The 18,528-nt window shown below is 43.5% G+C and carries 16 protein-coding genes and 2 tRNA genes; 11 read left to right on the plus strand and 7 right to left on the minus strand.

From position 1 onward, the window contains the following. Positions 1-241: 241 nt before the first annotated feature. Positions 242-316: transfer RNA gene (locus H8S63_RS01285), tRNA-Pro, on the minus strand. A 35-nt stretch (positions 317-351) separates the two neighbouring features. Beyond that, positions 352-426: transfer RNA gene (locus H8S63_RS01290), tRNA-Pro, on the minus strand. Positions 427-672: 246 nt separating this feature from the next. Here H8S63_RS01290 and H8S63_RS01295 point away from each other — a divergent pair. Further along, positions 673-867 carry a hypothetical protein gene (locus tag H8S63_RS01295; protein ID WP_186925497.1) on the plus strand — a complete coding sequence of 65 codons (195 nt, stop codon included), beginning with the start codon at positions 673-675 and terminating at the stop codon, positions 865-867. A gap of 39 nt (positions 868-906) precedes the next feature. On the opposite strand, the gene H8S63_RS01300 is transcribed toward H8S63_RS01295, so the two are convergent. Then, positions 907-2,091: an aminotransferase class I/II-fold pyridoxal phosphate-dependent enzyme gene (locus H8S63_RS01300; RefSeq protein WP_007753371.1), complete on the minus strand. Its 1,185-nt coding sequence runs from the start codon at positions 2,089-2,091 to the stop codon at positions 907-909. Between the two features lie 220 nt (positions 2,092-2,311). Here H8S63_RS01300 and H8S63_RS01305 point away from each other — a divergent pair, with 220 nt between their 5' ends. From H8S63_RS01305 to H8S63_RS01315, 3 genes are all read left to right on the plus strand, one after another. Next, entirely contained in the window at positions 2,312-3,337 is a 1,026-nt protein-coding gene (locus H8S63_RS01305) for a diacylglycerol kinase family protein (RefSeq protein ID WP_017142787.1), read from the plus strand. 110 nt (positions 3,338-3,447) lie between these two features. After that, the gene (aspS, locus tag H8S63_RS01310; RefSeq protein WP_007753377.1) at positions 3,448-5,205 is read left to right on the plus strand and encodes an aspartate--tRNA ligase; all 1,758 of its coding nucleotides are present in this window, start codon (positions 3,448-3,450) and stop codon (positions 5,203-5,205) included. Positions 5,206-5,219: 14 nt separating this feature from the next. Then, positions 5,220-5,609: a GtrA family protein gene (locus H8S63_RS01315; protein ID WP_032839592.1), complete on the plus strand. Its 390-nt coding sequence runs from the start codon at positions 5,220-5,222 to the stop codon at positions 5,607-5,609. On the opposite strand, the gene H8S63_RS01320 is transcribed toward H8S63_RS01315, so the two are convergent. From H8S63_RS01320 to H8S63_RS01330, 3 genes are read right to left on the minus strand one after another with little or no spacing between them, the layout of a single operon-like run. Continuing rightward, a complete protein-coding gene (locus H8S63_RS01320; protein ID WP_186925498.1) occupies positions 5,603-6,484 on the minus strand; it encodes a carbon-nitrogen hydrolase in 882 nt (293 codons plus the stop codon). The genes H8S63_RS01315 and H8S63_RS01320 overlap by 7 nt on opposite strands. 13 nt (positions 6,485-6,497) lie before the next feature. Next, entirely contained in the window at positions 6,498-7,613 is a 1,116-nt protein-coding gene (locus tag H8S63_RS01325; RefSeq protein WP_186925499.1) for an agmatine deiminase family protein, read from the minus strand. A 52-nt stretch (positions 7,614-7,665) separates the two neighbouring features. Beyond that, positions 7,666-8,208 carry a ferredoxin domain-containing protein gene (locus tag H8S63_RS01330; protein ID WP_007753389.1) on the minus strand — a complete coding sequence of 181 codons (543 nt, stop codon included), beginning with the start codon at positions 8,206-8,208 and terminating at the stop codon, positions 7,666-7,668. Between the two features lie 765 nt (positions 8,209-8,973). Between H8S63_RS01330 and H8S63_RS01335 the strand changes: the two genes are divergently transcribed. The 7 genes from H8S63_RS01335 to H8S63_RS01365 all read left to right on the plus strand — a co-directional run bounded on the left by H8S63_RS01335 (position 8,974) and on the right by H8S63_RS01365 (position 17,990). Continuing rightward, a complete protein-coding gene (locus tag H8S63_RS01335; RefSeq protein WP_186925500.1) occupies positions 8,974-9,594 on the plus strand; it encodes an ATP-binding cassette domain-containing protein in 621 nt (206 codons plus the stop codon). A gap of 31 nt (positions 9,595-9,625) precedes the next feature. Then, entirely contained in the window at positions 9,626-10,420 is a 795-nt protein-coding gene (locus tag H8S63_RS01340; protein WP_186925501.1) for an ABC transporter permease, read from the plus strand. An 82-nt stretch (positions 10,421-10,502) separates the two neighbouring features. Then, positions 10,503-11,300: a Nif3-like dinuclear metal center hexameric protein gene (locus tag H8S63_RS01345; RefSeq protein WP_186925502.1), complete on the plus strand. Its 798-nt coding sequence runs from the start codon at positions 10,503-10,505 to the stop codon at positions 11,298-11,300. A gap of 5 nt (positions 11,301-11,305) precedes the next feature. Further along, positions 11,306-12,136 (plus strand): zinc ribbon domain-containing protein, encoded by an 831-nt coding sequence (locus tag H8S63_RS01350; RefSeq protein WP_186925503.1) that lies wholly within the window; start codon positions 11,306-11,308, stop codon positions 12,134-12,136. 137 nt (positions 12,137-12,273) lie between these two features. Next, entirely contained in the window at positions 12,274-13,671 is a 1,398-nt protein-coding gene (locus H8S63_RS01355; RefSeq protein WP_186925504.1) for an efflux transporter outer membrane subunit, read from the plus strand. Positions 13,672-13,705: 34 nt separating this feature from the next. Next, positions 13,706-14,815 carry an efflux RND transporter periplasmic adaptor subunit gene (locus H8S63_RS01360; RefSeq protein WP_007753407.1) on the plus strand — a complete coding sequence of 370 codons (1,110 nt, stop codon included), beginning with the start codon at positions 13,706-13,708 and terminating at the stop codon, positions 14,813-14,815. A 46-nt stretch (positions 14,816-14,861) separates the two neighbouring features. Beyond that, complete coding sequence (locus tag H8S63_RS01365) at positions 14,862-17,990, plus strand: efflux RND transporter permease subunit (protein WP_022275864.1); 3,129 nt, start codon at positions 14,862-14,864, stop codon at positions 17,988-17,990. 35 nt (positions 17,991-18,025) lie between these two features. Here the strand turns inward: H8S63_RS01365 and H8S63_RS01370 are convergent, their stop codons facing one another. Continuing rightward, complete coding sequence (locus H8S63_RS01370) at positions 18,026-18,475, minus strand: type I restriction enzyme HsdR N-terminal domain-containing protein (protein WP_186925505.1); 450 nt, start codon at positions 18,473-18,475, stop codon at positions 18,026-18,028. Positions 18,476-18,528: the final 53 nt, after the last annotated feature.

The following is an 18,528-nucleotide window of genomic DNA, read 5'->3' on the forward strand; positions in this document are numbered from 1 at the left end:
GTTTTTTAAAGGTTTAAAATCGCATTAAACAGCTTGAATCGGGCTAATTTGATAGGAGATTGCTTTAATTTCCCCTAAACGGATGCAAATAGAGAAACGTGTTCAAAGATAGTTCAAAGAAATACCCTCTTTATTTGCCCCCAAACGGGGTATATTTACGTCTATTTTACATAAACGAAAAAAGCCGATACAAACTGTATCAGCTCAACACCATTCAATTTTTATTGACTTGATTTTTTCGTCGGGGTAGCGGGATTCGAACCCACGACCCCCTGCTCCCAAAGCAGGTGCGCTAACCGGACTGCGCTACACCCCGAAAACTTTTAACCGAACTTCCTTTTTTCTTTGTAGTCGGGGTAGCGGGATTCGAACCCACGACCCCCTGCTCCCAAAGCAGGTGCGCTAACCGGACTGCGCTACACCCCGCTACTTTTTGAAGGGTTGTTCTTTTCAAAAGCGGTGCAAAGATAGGGAGTATTTTTTAATTAACAATAGGCAAACGAATGTTTTTTATTGATTAATTCTCAATTCATTGAATATCATACTCTTGTACCTGTACTTTTTTTCTTGTTAGAAATCAGAGATATTATAGAGTGATATAATTTGGTGTAACAATGAACTATCTTTTATCATTTTCTGTTCTTAAGATAAGAAATAAAAATAAGGAGATATATGAAGACTAAAAATCAAAAGAAGGTAGATGAGAAAGAAATGCCTTTGTTGGAACAGAAGGGATATGAGAGAATGCTGAATGAGATTGTTCCTGTACAGCAGACAGAAACTTATAGGAATCCGACTCAAAGGGTGGTAAAAGAGGCTGTCAGGGAATTAAATCCTGATACGAACAGCTTGGGAAGCAGAGGATGAGTTCATCCTCTGCTTTTTATTTATGATTTCGAGTGCTGATTATAAGAGGTCTAAAGCCTTGAATGCTTTTACTAATTTCTCTACAGCACGGTCAATCTGTTCTTTTGTATGGGTAGCCATCAAAGCCACACGTACCAATGTGTCTTGTGGAGCACATGCGGGCGGAATAACCGGATTGATAAATACACCTTCGTCGAAAGCCAGTTTGGTTACCATGAATGTCTTTTCCGTATCGCGTACGTAAAGAGGGATGATAGGTGACTCTGTTGCGCCAATCTCAAAACCGGCTTCACGGAAACGTTTCAAAGCATAATTGGTAGCTTCCCACAAGGCTTCGAGTCTTTCCGGTTCATTCTGGATGATGTGGAGAGCCTCCAAAGCGGACGCGGTAGCGGCCGGAGTGTTGGATGCACTGAATATATATGTACGTGCGTTATGGCGTAACCAATTAATAATAGAAGAGTCAGCAGCGATGAATCCACCGATAGAAGCCAATGATTTACTGAAAGTACCCATGATTAGGTCAACTTCGTGAGTCAGACCGAAATGGTCACAAACACCACGTCCCTGTTTTCCGAATACTCCCAAGCCATGTGCTTCGTCTACCATGATGGTCGCATTGTATTTATGTTTCAAACGTACGATTTCGGGCAGGTTTGCCAAGTCGCCTTCCATAGAGAACACACCGTCCACTATAATCAGCTTCACTGAATCCGGATTACACTTTTGAAGTTGTTTTTCCAAATCCGCCATATCATTGTGTTTGTATTTCAATTGCTGTGAGAAGGAGAGGCGACGGCCATCTACGATAGAGGCGTGGTCGCGGTCGTCACAGATGATATAATCGTTACGGTCGGTCAAAGCCGGAATAACACCTGAGTTTACTGTAAAACCGGTAGAAAAACAGAGAGCTTCGTCCTTTCCAACAAAAGCGGCCAACTCTTTCTCCAATTGAACATGCAGGTCAAGTGTACCATTCAGAAAGCGTGACCCTGCGCAACCGGAACCATATTTGTGCATAGCTTTGATACCGGCTTCAATCACTCTTTCATCTCCCGTAAGGCCAGTGTATGCATTGGAACCGAACATCAGCACTTCGTGTCCGCCCATTTCTACCTCTGTACCCTGTTTTCCTTCAATCTCACGGAAATATGGGTAAACGCCCTTTGCCATAAATTGTTGTGGCAAGTCGTACTTAGCTAACTTCTCTTGTAATAATCCCATTGAATTATAATTTATTATGCTCATACTCAGATCGTTCACTGACGATCAAATATACTTTTATCTTAACAAGTGTTTAAAACAGGGGGCAAAGATAACAATTTTTGCTTTCATATGTTCTTTTTAAGAGAAAAAAGTTGCTCCTATGCGATTCGAAACCTCTAATAGATTAAAATTTGAGATATTTATATTACTTTTGTCGTCTACAATCGACAAGAATAGCATGAACGATAATATGAAAAAAATAAAATTCGTCGTCAATCCTATTTCGGGAACACAAAGTAAAGAATTGATTCTTAGTTTGTTGGATGAAAAAATAGACAAGACGAAATACTCTTGGGAAGTAGTGTATACGGAGAGAGCCGGTCATGCGGTAGAGATAGCTGCCCAAGCTGCGGAAGAAAAAACGGATATGGTGGTAGCTATCGGAGGAGACGGGACAATCAATGAAATAGCTCGTTCATTAGTGCATACTGATACTGCTTTGGGAATTATTCCTTGTGGGTCAGGAAACGGACTTGCACGTCATTTGCATATACCTATGGAACCGAAGAAAGCATTGGAAGTGCTCAATGAAGGCTGCACGGATATTATAGATTATGGTAAGATCAACGGAACGGATTTTTTCTGTACCTGTGGTGTCGGATTCGATGCGTTTGTCAGTCTGAAGTTTGCACATGCCGGTAAGCGTGGGTTGCTGACTTATTTGGAAAAGACGCTGCAAGAAAGCCTTAAATACCAGCCGGAGACATACGAACTGGAAACTGAAAATGGAGTATCCAAATATAAAGCCTTTCTTATTGCCTGTGGAAATGCGTCGCAATATGGAAACAATGCCTACATTGCTCCACAAGCCACGCTGACGGATGGTTTGCTGGATGTGACCATTCTCGAGCCGTTTACCGTATTGGACGTGCCTTCGCTTGCTTTTCAACTGTTTAATAAGACGATTGACCAGAATAGCCGCATCAAGACTTTCCGATGTAGGCGGCTGTGTATTCGTCGGGCTACTCCCGGAGTGGTGCATTTTGACGGAGATCCTATGGAGACGGACGCTGATGTGGATATCAGGTTGATTCAAAGGGGATTGCGCGTAGTAGTGCCACGCGCATCGGAGAAGGATGCGGCCAATGTACTTCAGAGAGCACAAGAATATATGAATGGAATTAAATTGATGAATGAAGCTATTGTTGACAATATAACAGACAAAAACAAGAAAATCTTGAAAAAGCTGACGAAGAAAGTCTGATAAAATAATGGATAACTAATTACGAATTACAAATTATTGCGTACTTTTGCGGAGTTTTGGTTCAGCCAAAATAAAAACGCGAGTGGATAATCGTTTAATAAAAAAAATATATGTTCAGAACACACACATGTGGAGAACTGAGAATCTCTGATGCAAATAAGCAAGTGACGCTGTCCGGATGGGTACAGCGTAGTCGCAAAATGGGAGGAATGACCTTCATCGACCTCCGCGACCGTTATGGAATTACTCAATTAGTATTTAACGAAGAAATCAATGCAGAACTCTGTGAGCGTGCCAATAAGTTGGGACGTGAGTTCGTTATTCAAATCACCGGAACGGTGAATGAACGTTTCAGCAAGAATGCAAATATTCCTACCGGAGACATTGAAATCATTGTTTCCGAACTGAATGTGCTGAACACGGCCATGACTCCTCCGTTCACTATTGAAGACAATACGGATGGCGGTGATGATATCCGTATGAAATACCGCTATTTGGATTTGCGTCGTAATGCCGTTCGTTCCAATTTGGAATTACGTCATAAAATGACTATCGAAGTCCGCAAATATCTTGATAGCCTTGGTTTTATCGAAGTGGAAACACCGGTTCTGATCGGTTCTACTCCGGAAGGAGCGCGTGACTTTGTTGTTCCTTCACGTATGAATCCGGGACAATTCTATGCACTTCCGCAATCTCCGCAGACATTGAAGCAATTGTTGATGGTATCCGGGTTCGACCGTTATTTCCAGATTGCGAAATGTTTCCGTGATGAAGATCTGCGCGCCGACCGTCAACCGGAGTTTACGCAGATTGACTGTGAAATGAGCTTTGTTGAGCAAGAAGATATTATTACTACTTTCGAAGGGATGGCTAAACATCTGTTTAAGACTCTTCGCGGTGTGGAACTGACCGAACCGTTCCCTAGAATGGCTTGGGCTGATGCCATGAAATATTATGGTAGCGATAAACCGGATTTGCGTTTCGGCATGAAGTTCGTCGAATTGATGGACATCATGAAAGGACATGGATTCTCCGTATTTGATAATGCTGCATATATCGGTGGTATCTGTGCGGAAGGTGCTGCGACTTATACCCGTAAACAGTTGGATGCGTTGACTGAGTTTGTAAAGAAACCTCAGATCGGCGCAAAAGGTATGGTCTATGCCCGTATAGAAGCGGATGGTACGGTGAAATCAAGCGTAGACAAGTTCTATACGCAAGAGGTACTTCAGAAAATGAAGGAAGCGTTCGGAGCTAAGCCGGGTGACTTGATTTTAATTCTTTCCGGTGACGATGCCATGAAAACCCGTAAGCAACTTTGTGAACTTCGTTTGGAAATGGGTTCTCAATTGGGCTTGCGTGACAAGAATAAATTCGTTTGTCTTTGGGTGATTGACTTCCCGATGTTTGAATGGAGCGAGGAAGAAGGTCGTCTGATGGCAATGCATCATCCTTTCACACATCCGAAAGATGAAGATATTCCATTGTTGGATACTGACCCGGCCGCAGTGCGTGCTGATGCATACGATATGGTAGTCAATGGTGTCGAAGTAGGTGGAGGTTCTATCCGTATTCACGATGCGAAACTGCAAGCCAAGATGTTTGAGATTCTGGGCTTTACTCCGGAAAAGGCGGAAGCGCAGTTCGGCTTCCTGATGAATGCCTTTAAGTATGGTGCACCGCCTCACGGTGGTCTTGCATACGGGCTTGATCGTTGGGTGTCTTTATTTGCCGGTCTGGACTCTATCCGTGACTGTATCGCGTTCCCGAAGAACAATTCCGGACGTGATGTGATGCTGGATGCGCCATCTGCAATTGACCAGACTCAACTTGACGAACTGAATTTGATTGTTGATATCAAAGAGTGAAGCAAAGGGTGGGAGTGAAAGAATCGGTACGTATATTTCGTTTTATGGTAATCGGTACGATGAATGCCTTGATAATGGCATTGGTTGTATGGTTGATGATGAAGGAAATATCATTCAACGGTGACTATATAGTGGCTAATATAACAGCGTATCTGATTGCTCAAATCCATAACTTCGTTTGGTGTAAATACTGGATATTCCCTATAGAAAACAAAAAGAACAGTATCTGGAAACAGATACTGCTCTTTTGTTCTGCTTTTGGTCTGGCCTACACGGCACAATTCCTGTTTCTTGTTTTATTGGTTGAAGGATTAGACGTGAATGAATACCTCGCACAATTCTTGGGATTGTTTATTTACGGAGGTGTCAACTTCATGGCTAATAAGAAACTGACTTTTCAATAAAATCGCTTAGTCAGTCCCTCGTATTCGTCGATGCGACGATCGCGCAGGAATGGCCACCAGCGACGTACATTCTCAGAACGTTCCATATCAATTTCCACTACCATATTCTCCGGGCGGTCATTTCCGGCCTGTGCGAGAAATTCCCCTTGCGGACCCGCAACGAAACTGTTTCCCCAAAATAAGATACCATTTGTCTGTCCGGAAGGATCGGGCTCATGACCTACACGATTGACGGAAATAACAGGAAGACCGTTAGCAACGGCATGAGCACGTTGTGAGATAATCCAGGCGTTGAGTTGACGCGCTTTCTCGTCATCCGTGTCGCTACTTTCCCAGCCGATAGCTGTAGGATAGATTAGAAGTTCGGCGCCTTTCAGTGTCATCAGGCGGGCAGCTTCCGGATACCATTGATCCCAGCATACCAAGACTCCCAGTTTTCCTAAAGAAGTCTGGATCGGTTCGAAACCTATATCTCCGGGAGTAAAATAAAACTTTTCGTAATATGCAGGATCGTCGGGAATGTGCATTTTCCGATATTTACCGGCGATGCTTCCGTCACGATCGAAGACAACGGCTGTATTGTGATAAAGTCCCGGTGCGCGTTTCTCGAAGAGGGAAGTTACAAGAACTACCTTATTGGCTGCCGCCAATTCCGAGTAAAATCCGGTGGAAGGTCCGGGAATCGTTTCTGCTAGGTCGAATAGGTTTGTATTTTCTGTCTGGCAGAAGTAAAGCGAATTGTGCAATTCCTGAAGCACGATTAACTGTGCGCCGTGCGCAGCACACGCTTCTATGCTTTTGGCGAGATTCATTAGATTGAAACGAATGTCCGAAGTGTTAGACTGTTGGATAAGTCCGACTTTTATTTTTCTCATGATGAATAATTATTTATTTTATAACTCCTGTTGGATATTGCATGGTGACGCAATGCAAAGAACCATGCTGTTTGATTAGGGCTCGACAATCTATTCCGACTATTTGCCGTCCCGGAAATGCTTGTTGCAACACTTCACCTGCTTTCTTGTCATTTTGCGGCTGATTGTAAGTCGGATAGAGGATGGCGTCATTTAAAATCAGAAAATTAGCGTATGTGGCGGGAAGACGCTCTCCATCTTCTTCTATCTTGTCCGCCATAGGTAAAGCTAACAGACGATAGGGAGCTCCGGCCAATGTGCGGAATGTTTTTAATTGTTCTTCCATAGCGTGTAGCGCTCCATAATGCTCGTCCTCTTTGTCTTCACATTTCACGTAGGCGATGGTGTCGGTAGAGCAGAAACGGGCTAAAGTATCAATATGACTGTCAGTATCGTCGCCTGCAAGGTAGCCGTGATCCAACCAAAGGACTTGCTGGAGATGGAAAACCGATTTTAAATAATCTTCTATCTCTACTTGGTTAAGACGCTCATTACGGTTGGAAGAGAGCAGACATTCGGAAGTGGTGAGCAGTGTGCCCATTCCATCGCTCTCGATAGAGCCGCCCTCGAGTATGAAATCAAGCCGGTTGACGTATTGGCCGTTTAAAGCTCCGGTTTCTACAGCTTGCCTGGTGATTTGATTGTCCAGTTCGGAAGCATATTTTAGTCCCCAGCCGTTAAATGCGAAGTCTAGCAATGAGGGAGTACCTGTGTCAATCATGGTTATAGCTCCGTGGTCACGTGCCCAAGTGTCATTGGTGGCACATTGCAGAAAGCGTACATTGTTCATATTGACGGTAGCAGTTATTTGTTGCTTCACCTTTTCAGGTTCGGGGGTGACGATTAGTAACAGTTCCCGTTTTGTTATTTCTTGGGCGATATTTATGAAACATTGCTGTACTTCTTCCAGCATATATGCCCAATCCGTACCAGCGTGCGGCCACGTCAGTTGTATGCCGCTTTGCGTATGCCATTCGGCAGGCAGATAAGGTGCTCTCATTTCTACCTGTACGGTCATATTTTTACCGAAGTTTAATTGCAAATCTTTCTCCGAGCCGCTAGGGCTGGGCAATCCAACCATGATTCCCATCAGACTTTTCTATTTAGTTATTTATATCCATTTCTTTTTTGCGAGTATGATATCAATCTTTGTTCTCCTGTTTTGGCTTCCGGTCGAAGAACGGATTTTTTGATGATGCACTTACCGGAATTGCCATTACCATTTTGCAGTCTTTCAGCCAGTTCAGACGTTGTGCTGCAAGTCCGGCAGAGAACATTACCCGTGTGTCTACACGCAGATCGGCTGCTGTTGCACAGGCAGAACCTATCGCAATACCCACGTCAATACTATTCAGGGCACATGGAACACCTTCTGTACGTCCGGCACAAGTTGAGAATCCGCAATGACCGCAATTCAGTCCCTGTGCTTGCTCGCGCGTTCCTATTAATATAACGCATTCGGCATTTAGTATGTTGTCTGCATCCCGTAGAAAGAATTTCATTCCATGTTCTTCCACCATCTTTATCATAGTGTCCGATAATTGCTTGATTTCTTCATCGGTAATTAGCGCCACTTCAATAATATCTATCCCTTTTCCTTTGGGGGCAGTGCGTGCGGCGGTCATTATCTGGCGTGCTGCTTGCAGTATGTGCTCATGGCGAGCGTCTCTTTCGTTTAGTATCATAACTTTTCTAGAATTAATTAGTCAGGCAAAGATAATATTTTATTCGAAGAGATGTATAAGTGCTTTGTTTAAATAATAAAGGTTATTGAAAAAGCCACTGATATAAAAGGAAATAGTGTCGCATTTTGGATTTGATGAATCCTAGGGAATTCTGCACTACTAGAGATCTATTTTTTCATCTCTCATATCTCTCATAAATTTGATGTAATGTTCATATTATCAGCAATATACTGCAATGAGAGATGTTTTGTTTTCATGCATCTCTCATGCATTTCTCATATATCTCTCATTACAATCTAACGGTTGTTTATAGGTGAAGCTACTTATATTGTTGGATTATCTAGCCGCCATTGACGGATTATTTAGCCATCATTGATGGATTATTTAGCTTGCATTTCAATCGTTCCACTATAGTGAACGGTTTCGTGCACTATAGTGAACAGTACTGTCTACTCTAGTAAACAGATCTGTTCACTAGGGTAGAACGGTTTGAATGTTTATTTGATAATGTGACAAACTGGTTGATATACAATATATTGTATGTTGATTGATACATGAATTACCGTTAGCTTTTGCATGAAATGTAAGGTGTGTGCGCTTCAACTCTTATTGCTTTCCGGAATGGCTGAGAAATATGATAATAATGGTATAGTAAACCTACTTCTATAGACAGCAAAATATATAGCTAGCGATATTATTGGGGTTTTATATTCATAAGTCGTGTTTTTTTATGTACTTTTGATGAGAATTTTAGAAAGATGAGTCATGTTGCATATCAATAATGCCTGTATTGCTTTTGGGACAGAAGTGCTTTTCTCCGGTTTTAATCTGAATCTGGAACAGGGAGAAACCGCTTGTATCGTGGGGCAGTCCGGTTGCGGAAAAACTTCATTGTTGAATGCGGTGATGGGATTTGTGCCGTTAAGAGAAGGGACCATTAAAGTGGGAGGGACGTTGCTGGATATATCGACCATAGATGTCGTCCGGCGACAGATTGCATGGATTCCCCAAGAATTGGCACTGCCGTTTGAGTGGGTGAAAGATATGGTTACCCTTCCGTTTGAGCTGAAAGTGAATCGTTCCGTTCCCTTTTCGGAGGAGAGATTATACGCTTGTTTTGACGAATTGGGTTTGGAACACGAATTATATGCAAAGAGAGTGAATGAGGTATCCGGCGGACAGCGCCAGCGTATAACATTGGCTGTGGCTGCAATGCTTAATAAACCGTTGATTATCATTGACGAACCGACGTCTGCATTGGATGCGGGGGCGACTGATAAAGTATTGTCTTTTTTTCGGAGGCAGGCAGAAAGAGGGGCGGCAGTGTTGGCGGTATCTCACGACAAAGACTTTGCAGCGGGATGTCATTATGTAATAGAACTATAATTAAGAACCAGATGGAATACTAAACTATATAGTGGGAACGATTGACATATCATATTATAATCTTCTTGTAGGTTTGCTTCTGCTTGCCATTCCATTCTTTTATCTGTGGAAATTCAAGACAGGACTGCTAAAACCTGCTATGATTGGCACATTACGGATGATTATCCAACTGTTTCTTATCGGTATGTATCTGAAATACCTCTTTTTATGGAATAATCCTTTTATTAATTTCCTTTGGGTGGTCGTTATGATATTTGTAGCCGGACAAACCGCATTGGTACGTACCCGGTTGAAACGAAGTATTCTGTTAATCCCCATTACGGTCGGCTTTTTCTGTAGTGTTGTGTTAATAGGGCTTTACTTTATCGGGGTTGTCCTTCAATTGGATAATATTTTTAGCGCCCAATATTTTATTCCGATATTCGGCATTCTGATGGGGAATATGTTGTCGAGCAATGTTATCGCTTTGAATACCTATTATAGCGGGCTGAAACGTGAACAACAATTGTATCGGTATTTATTGGGGAATGGGGCTACAAGGCAAGAAGCCCAAGCTCCATTTATCCGGCAGGCCATTATTAAATCTTTCAGTCCTTTGATTGCGAATATCGCGGTCATGGGGCTGGTTGCTTTTCCCGGTACGATGATCGGGCAGATTCTGGGGGGAAGCAGCCCGAATGTCGCTATCAAATATCAAATGATGATTATGGTGATTACTTTCGCCGCATCCATGTTGTCGTTGATGATTACTATCTCATTGGCTTCACGACGTTCGTTCGATGCGTACGGAAAACTGTTGGAAGTGACTAAAGAATCCAAGAAATGACAGTCACACGAAAAAAACGATGAGGAAGTTATGTGCATAACTATTTAATTTATTATCTTTGCAACCAAATTTTCTATCAATAATGAAAATTAAGGAAATAGTAAGCGCCCTTGAACGATTCGCGCCTCTGCCATTGCAAGACGGATTTGATAATGCCGGCCTGCAAATCGGATTGACAGAAGTGGAAGCAACAGGGGCTTTGTTGTGTCTTGACGTTACCGAAGCAGTGCTGGATGAAGCTATCGCATTGGGGCACAATCTCGTTATATCACATCATCCGCTCATTTTCAAAGGCTATAAATCCATTACGGGCAAAGATTATGTGGAACGTTGCATACTGAAGGCAATAAAGAATGATATTGTGATCTATTCAGCGCATACTAATCTGGATAATGCATACGGGGGAGTTAACTATAAGATAGCTGAAAAAATAGGTTTGAAGAATCTGCAAGTGCTCGAACCGAAAGAGAACAGCCTGCAAGACGACTTGATGCAGGCAGGTGCGGGTATTGTGGGCGAATTGGATGAACCTGAAACAGAGCTTGAATTCCTGAAACGTATAAAGAAAACTTTTGAGGTAGGCTGTGTCCGTCATAATAGGCTGACAGGCAGGGAGATACAGAAAGTAGCGTTGTGTGGTGGCGCAGGAGCTTTTTTGCTTCCACAGGCCATTCGGGCAGGTGCGGATGTCTTTATCACGGGTGAAATTAAATATCATGATTATTTTGGTCATGAGGGTGATATTCTGATGGCGGAAATCGGTCATTATGAAAGCGAACAATATACAAAAGAAATTTTTTATTCTATAATCCGGGATTTATTTCCAAATTTTGCACTCCAATCGAGTAAAATAAATACGAATCCCATAAAATATTTATAAGTAAAATGGCTAGAGAAGCAAAAAAAGATCCGAATGAGTTGACGGTAGAGCAGAAACTGAAGACACTGTTCCAGCTGCAAACTATGTTGTCTAAGATTGACGAGATCAAAACATTGAGAGGTGAACTTCCGTTGGAAGTGCAAGACCTTGAAGATGAGATTGCCGGTTTGAGTACTCGTATCGATAAGATTAAAGCTGAAGTAGATGAATTGAAAGCTGCTATTGCCGGTAAGAAGGTAGAGATTGAAACGGCTAAGGCTTCGGTTGAAAAATATAAGTCACAGCAAGACAATGTTCGCAACAACCGTGAATATGACTTCTTGACAAAAGAAATTGAATTCCAGACGTTGGAGATCGAGCTTTGTGAGAAGAGAATCAAGGAATATTCTGCAGACAAAGAAGAGAAAGAGGGTGAAGTTGTGAAAAACGAACAGGTCTTGGATGAAAGACAAAAAGACCTCGAACAGAAGAAGGGCGAGTTGGATGAGATTATCTCTGAAACCAAGCAGGAAGAAGAAAAGTTGAGAGACAAAGCCAAAGATCTGGAAACTAAAATTGAGCCGCGTCTATTGCAGTCATTCAAACGTATACGTAAAAATTCTCGTAACGGACTGGGTATCGTATATGTACAACGTGACGCGTGCGGTGGTTGCTTTAACAAGATTCCGCCTCAGAGACAATTGGATATTCGCTCTCGTAAGAAGGTGATCGTTTGCGAATATTGCGGACGTATCATGATTGACCCGGAATTGGCTGGTGTACAGATTGAACATAAGGCTGAAGAAGCTCCCGCACCAACAACCAAAAGAGCGATCAGAAGAAAAAGTGCAGAATAATCTGCCGCTTTTTGATTATATATTTCAAAGCTCCGCATCATGCGGGGCTTTTTTTATCTCCCTTTCTTAACATACCCAAAATAAACAAACCAAACCTTTGGTTGTTATCATATCATTTCATAAAAACCTGAACTGATATGAATATACGAATGTGGGGCATATCGCTCTTTATGTTTCTTTCTACTGTATCTGCGGTTGGGCAAACTGCAAACCGTTATCTGAAGGCGCCTCTTCCTGATGAATGGGAGGAGAGTGGACAAGTATTTCAACAGATGCTTCCTGTGGATGATTATTGGTGGAAATCTTTCCGAGACACCAAGCTGGATTCTCTGATCGCTTTGGCGGTAGACCGCAATTTCTCTGTTGCGATGGCTATTAACCGCATATCTGCTGCCCGTGCCAATCTTTGGATGGAGCGCAGTAACTTTTTCCCTTCTGTCGGATTGAATGCCGGATGGACTCGCGAGGAGACAAGCGGTAATATCAGTGCCGCTCCTCAATCTACGGAACATTATTATGGCGCATCACTCAGTATGAGTTGGGAAGTGGATGTATTCGGCAGTATCCGTAAGCGTGTGAAAGCGCAGAAAGAGAATTTTGCTGCAAGTAAAGAGGAGTATACGGGGGTGATGATTTCTATGGCGGCCGAGGTGGCCTCAGCTTATATCAATCTACGGGAATTTCAGCAGCAGCTTGAGGTGGTGAAGAAGAATGTCGCCTCGCAGGAAGAAGTGCTGAAAATCACGGAAGTACGTTATAACACCGGACTTGTGGCTAAGTTGGACGTGGCACAGGCTAAGTCGGTTTTGTATAGCACGAGAGCTTCCATTCCACAATTGGAAGCAGGTATCAACCAGTATATCACGACACTGGCCGTTTTGCTTGGAATGTATCCTCAGGAGATTCGCCCAATGCTGGAAACGGTGGGGATTTTACCCGATTATATGGAACCGATCGGAGTGGGTATGCCTGTCGATTTATTATTGAGAAGACCCGATGTGCGGAGTGCGGAACGGAATGTGAATGCGCAGGCAGCGTTACTCGGAGCTTCTAAGGCCGACTGGTTGCCGAAAGTTTTTCTGAAAGGTTCGTTTGGCTATGCTGCCCGCGATTTAAAGGATCTGGTGAAGAGTAAAAGCATGACTTATGAGATTGCTCCGGCATTGAGTTGGACAATCTTCAGTGGAGGACAATTGGTAAATGCCACCAGACTGGCAAAAGTTCAATTGGACGAAACGATCAATCAATTTAATCAAACGGTTCTGACTGCTGTACAGGAAACGGATAATGCGATGAATGCTTATCGTAATTCCATCAAGCAGATTGTGGCGTTGAGGGAGGTGCGCAATCAAGGTGTGGAGACGTTGAAACTTTCTTTAGAACTTTATAAACAGGGGCTTTCACCGTTCCAGAATGTGCTCGACGCCCAACGTTCTCTGCTATCTTATGAGAATCAGCTGGTGCAAGCGGAAGGCAGTTCATTATTGCAACTGATAACCCTTTATAAAGCATTGGGCGGAGGCTGGAGAGAATAAAAAAGAATCTATAAAAAAATATAACCGAACGGATATGAAAAAACTAATGTATATCTTTCTTGCGCTGCCCATATTGACAGGATGCAAGGAGAAGAAAAGCACAGGAGCAATGGGAGGAATGCCTACTCCTGAAATTAGCGTGACTAAACCGGTAGTGAAGGACATTACTCTGACGAAAGATTACCCGGGATACCTGACAACGGAGCAAACGGTAAATCTTGTGGCCAGAGTAAACGGGACTTTGCAGTCCACCTCCTATACTCCGGGAGGAAGGGTAAAGAAAGGACAGTTACTTTTTGTCATCGAGCCTACATTATATAAGGATAAGGTGGAACAGGCGAAAGCGGATCTGCAAACAGCTCAGGCGCAGCTGGAGTACGCACGCAGTAATTACAGCCGTATGAAAGAGGCTATCAAAAGTGATGCGGTGAGTCAGATACAACTGCTACAGTCGGAAGCCAATGTGACAGAAGGGATCGCGGCTGTGAATAATGCGGAAGCCGCTTTGAGTACGGCGCATACGAATCTGGGATATTGTTATGTGCGTGCTCCGTTTGACGGGACTATCACGAAATCGACTGTGGACATAGGGAGTTATGTGGGCGGATCTTTACAGCCCGTTACTTTGGCTACTATCTATAAGGATAATCAGATGTATGCGTATTTTAATGTAGCGGACAATCAGTGGTTGGGCATGGCGATGAATGACAATCAATCGGCAAAGAACCTGCCGCAAAAGATTATGGTACAATTGGGTAAGGATGGAACGGAGTCTTATCCTGCCGTGTTGGATTATTTATCCCCGAATGTGGATATGAGTACGGGAACATTGATGGTACGCGCTAATTTTGATAATCCGAAAGGGCTTCTGAAAAGCGGGTTGTATGTGAGTATAACTCTTCCTTATGGCGAAGCCTCAAATGCTGTATTGGTGAAGGAAGCTTCTATAGGAACGGATCAGTTAGGTAAATTTCTGTATGTCGTAAATGACTCGAACGTAGTTCGTTACCGTCATATTGAGGTGGGGCAGTTAATGGGTGATACCCTGCGTCAGGTATTGGAGGGCATTTCTCCTCAAGAGCGGTATGTCACGGAAGCTCTGATGAAAGTCAGAGATGGAATGAAGGTAAAGCCTGTACCTTAAAGAGTAGTTCTTTCATTTCAAGTATTAATCCTAAACTTATAGATCTATGTTTTCTAAATTTTTCATAAACCGACCGATCTTCGCTACGGTGCTTGCACTGCTTATTGTGGTAGCCGGTCTGGTGACACTAAATATATTGCCGGTAGCGCAATTTCCGGAGATTACACCACCGACGGTACAAGTATCGGCCGTTTATCCGGGTGCAAATGCCGAGACGGTAGCCCAAACGGTAGGTATTCCTATCGAACAGCAGGTGAATGGAGTAGATGGTATGCTTTATATGTCTTCCAACTCTTCATCTTCGGGAGCATACTCTCTGACTATCACTTTTGCCGTTGGAACGGATATTGACATGGCAACTGTGCAAGTGCAAAACAGGGTGAGTATCGCGCAATCATCACTTCCGGAACCGGTGGTGGTGCAGGGAGTGACTGTACAGAAACAATCTTCGAACATCGTTATGTTCTTGACAATGGCTTCGCAGGATTCTGTCTATAACAGTTTGTACCTTACCAACTATGCGAAATTAAATCTTGTCGACCAGTTAACCCGTGTGCCGGGAGTCGGTGCGGTAAATGTCATGGGAGCCGGAGATTATTCTATGCGTGTCTGGCTGGATCCTGAAGCTATGCGGATTCGCAATATTTCACCGCAGCAAGTCTATCAGGCCATTCAGGCGCAGAACGTAGAGGTTTCTGCCGGGTATATCGGTCAACCTATCGGACAGGATAATAAGAATGCGTTTCAGTATACGTTGAATGTGCAGGGGAGACTTACCTCACCGGAACAGTTTGGCAATATCATCATCCGTACGGAAAAGGACGGAGCAATGCTTCACCTGAAAGATATTGCACGAATTGATCTGGGTTCTGCTTCTTATGGAGTGGTATCCCGGCTGAATGGGAAACCTACGGCTGCCATTGCTATTTATCAGCAACCGGGATCCAACTCATTGGATGTATCGAAAGGGGTGAAAGCCAAAATGGAGGAATTGGGAGCGAACTTTCCGTCAGGTGTTACTTATAACGTTACGTTGGATACAACGGATGTGATTCATGCTTCCATTGATGAGGTGATGGTGACGTTCTTTGAGACTACTTTGCTGGTGGTGCTTGTTATTTTCTTGTTCCTTCAGAATTGGAGGGCGGTTATTATTCCTTGTCTCACCATTCCGGTCTCTTTGATTGGTACTCTTGCTGTGATGGCGGCATTTGGCTTCTCTATCAATACATTGACGTTGTTCGGATTGATTTTGGCAATCGCCATTGTGGTGGATGATGCGATAGTGGTGGTGGAGAACGCTTCGAGGTTACTGGAAACCGGACAATATTCGCCTCGCGAAGCGGTGACAAAAGCGATGGGAGAGATTACCGGTCCTATTGTCGGTGTGGTTCTTGTGTTGCTTGCCGTATTTGTTCCTACTATGTTGATTAGTGGAATTTCCGGTCAGCTATATAAGCAGTTTGCGTTGACTATTGCTGCTTCGACCGTGTTGAGCGGTTTTAATTCATTGACGTTGACACCTGCGCTTTGCGCGCTTTTTCTCGAAAAGAGCAAACCTTCCAAATTTTTTATCTATCGGGGATTCAATAAGGCTTATGATAAAACGCAGGGAGTATATGACGGAATCGTTAAATGGCTGCTTAAACGACCGGGATTTAGTTTTATTTCTTATGCCATTTTGACAGTTATTGCTGTTCTTCTATTTATGCGCTGGCCTTCTACGTTCGTTCCCGATGAAGATGACGGATATTTCATTGCTGTGGTTCAATTGCCTCCTGCTGCCAGTCTGGAGCGTACACAAGCGGTTGGAAATCAAATTAATGCCATACTTGATTCGTATCCTGAGGTACAGAACTATATAGGTATTACCGGTTTTTCCGTTATGGGAGGTGGTGAGCAGAGTAATTCGGCTACTTATTTTGTCGTACTGAAAAACTGGAACGAAAGGAAAGGGAAGGAGCACACGGCTGCCGCTGTAGTCAACCGTTTCAACGGTGAGGCGTATATGACAATTCAAGCCGGGCAGGTGTTTGCTATGGTTCCACCGGCTATTCCAGGATTAGGGGCTTCGGGAGGTCTGCAGCTTCAGGTAGAGGATAGGAAAAACCTGGGACCTACGGAGATGCAGCAGGCTATCGATGCTTTATTGGCTTCTTACCATACAAAACCTGCTCTGGCTTCTATATCCAGCCAGTATCAAGCAAATGTACCGCAGTATTTTTTGAATATCGATCGGGATAAAGTTCAATTTATGGGTATTGCCTTGAATGATGTCTTTTCTACGTTAGGATATTATATGGGAGCGGCGTATGTGAATGATTTTGTAGAGTTCGGACGTATCTATCAGGTGAAGATCGAGGCGCGTGATCAGGCGCAAAGGGTGATCGATGATGTGCTGAAATTGAGTGTGCCGAATTCTGCGGGAGAGATGGTACCTTTCTCTTCTTTTACTAAAGTAGAAGAACAGTTGGGGCAAGATCAGATTAACCGGTATAATATGTATTCTACTGCGGCTTTGACCTGCAATGTGGCTCCGGGAAGCAGTACGGGGCAGGCTATTCAAGAGATGGAGGCTTTGTTCAAGGAACAGTTAGGTGATGAATTCGGGTATGAATGGACTTCTGTTGCATACCAGGAAACGCAGGCTGGGAATACAACGACCATTGTTCTGGTCATGGCTTTGATTGTCGCATTTCTAGTGTTGGCTGCGCAGTACGAAAGTTGGACCAGTCCGGTAGCGGCGGTTATTGGTTTGCCGGTAGCATTGTTGGGAGCGATGATCGGTTGTCTGATAATGGGGACTCCGGTAAGTATTTATACGCAGATTGGTATTATCCTGTTGATTGCGCTTTCGGCAAAGAACGGAATTCTGATTGTGGAGTTTGCCCGTGATTTCCGCGCTGAGGGGAATTCGATCCGTGATGCGGCATTTGAAGCGGGACATGTTCGTCTGCGACCGATCTTAATGACATCATTTGCTTTCGTTTTGGGAGTAATGCCGTTGCTGTTTGCTACCGGTGCAGGTGCGGAAAGCCGTATCGCACTGGGGGCTGCAGTGGTATTCGGTATGGCAATGAATACGTTGCTGGCTACGGTTTATGTACCTAATTTCTATGAGCTGATGCAGAAATTGCAAGAAAAATTCGGTGGGAAAAAGAAGGTGGCGGGATGATGTAATCATCCCGTAGGTTTCATGTAATGATCGATTTATAAAGAAGTATAGTCCGGAATATCTCTCAGAAAAGTATAGCTCTGATTTTCATAATCCATGCGGCAGCAATAGTGCTGCATTCCGTTGCTGACAATCAGGTAATCTACTTTCAGTACCATATTGTATCGGGTAATCTGATCGAAAACGGCTTGCGTGATTTCTACATGGGGAGCTTTATACTCCACAATCATCCGGGCGGACAGGTCTCTCCGGTAGAGTACTGTATCGCATCTTTTAGTTGTACTGTTCAGCTTTACCATTACTTCGTTCGCTAATAGAGCGGATGGGTATCCTTTGTGTGCAATAAGAAAGTGTACAAAGTGTTGCCGTACCCATTCTTCGGGAGTAAGGGCGACATATCGTTTGCGAATTACGTCAAAAATTACATTTTTTCCGTTTCGTACGTTTATTTTAGTGTCGAATACTGGTAGGTTTAACGATAACATTTATTATTTTTGTAAGTTAAATAACGGGTTCCTTTATTTGGAACCGCAAATTT

Source organism: Bacteroides sp. NSJ-39 (assembly GCF_014287315.1).
Taxonomy (GTDB): Bacteria; Bacteroidota; Bacteroidia; order Bacteroidales; family Bacteroidaceae; genus Bacteroides; species Bacteroides finegoldii.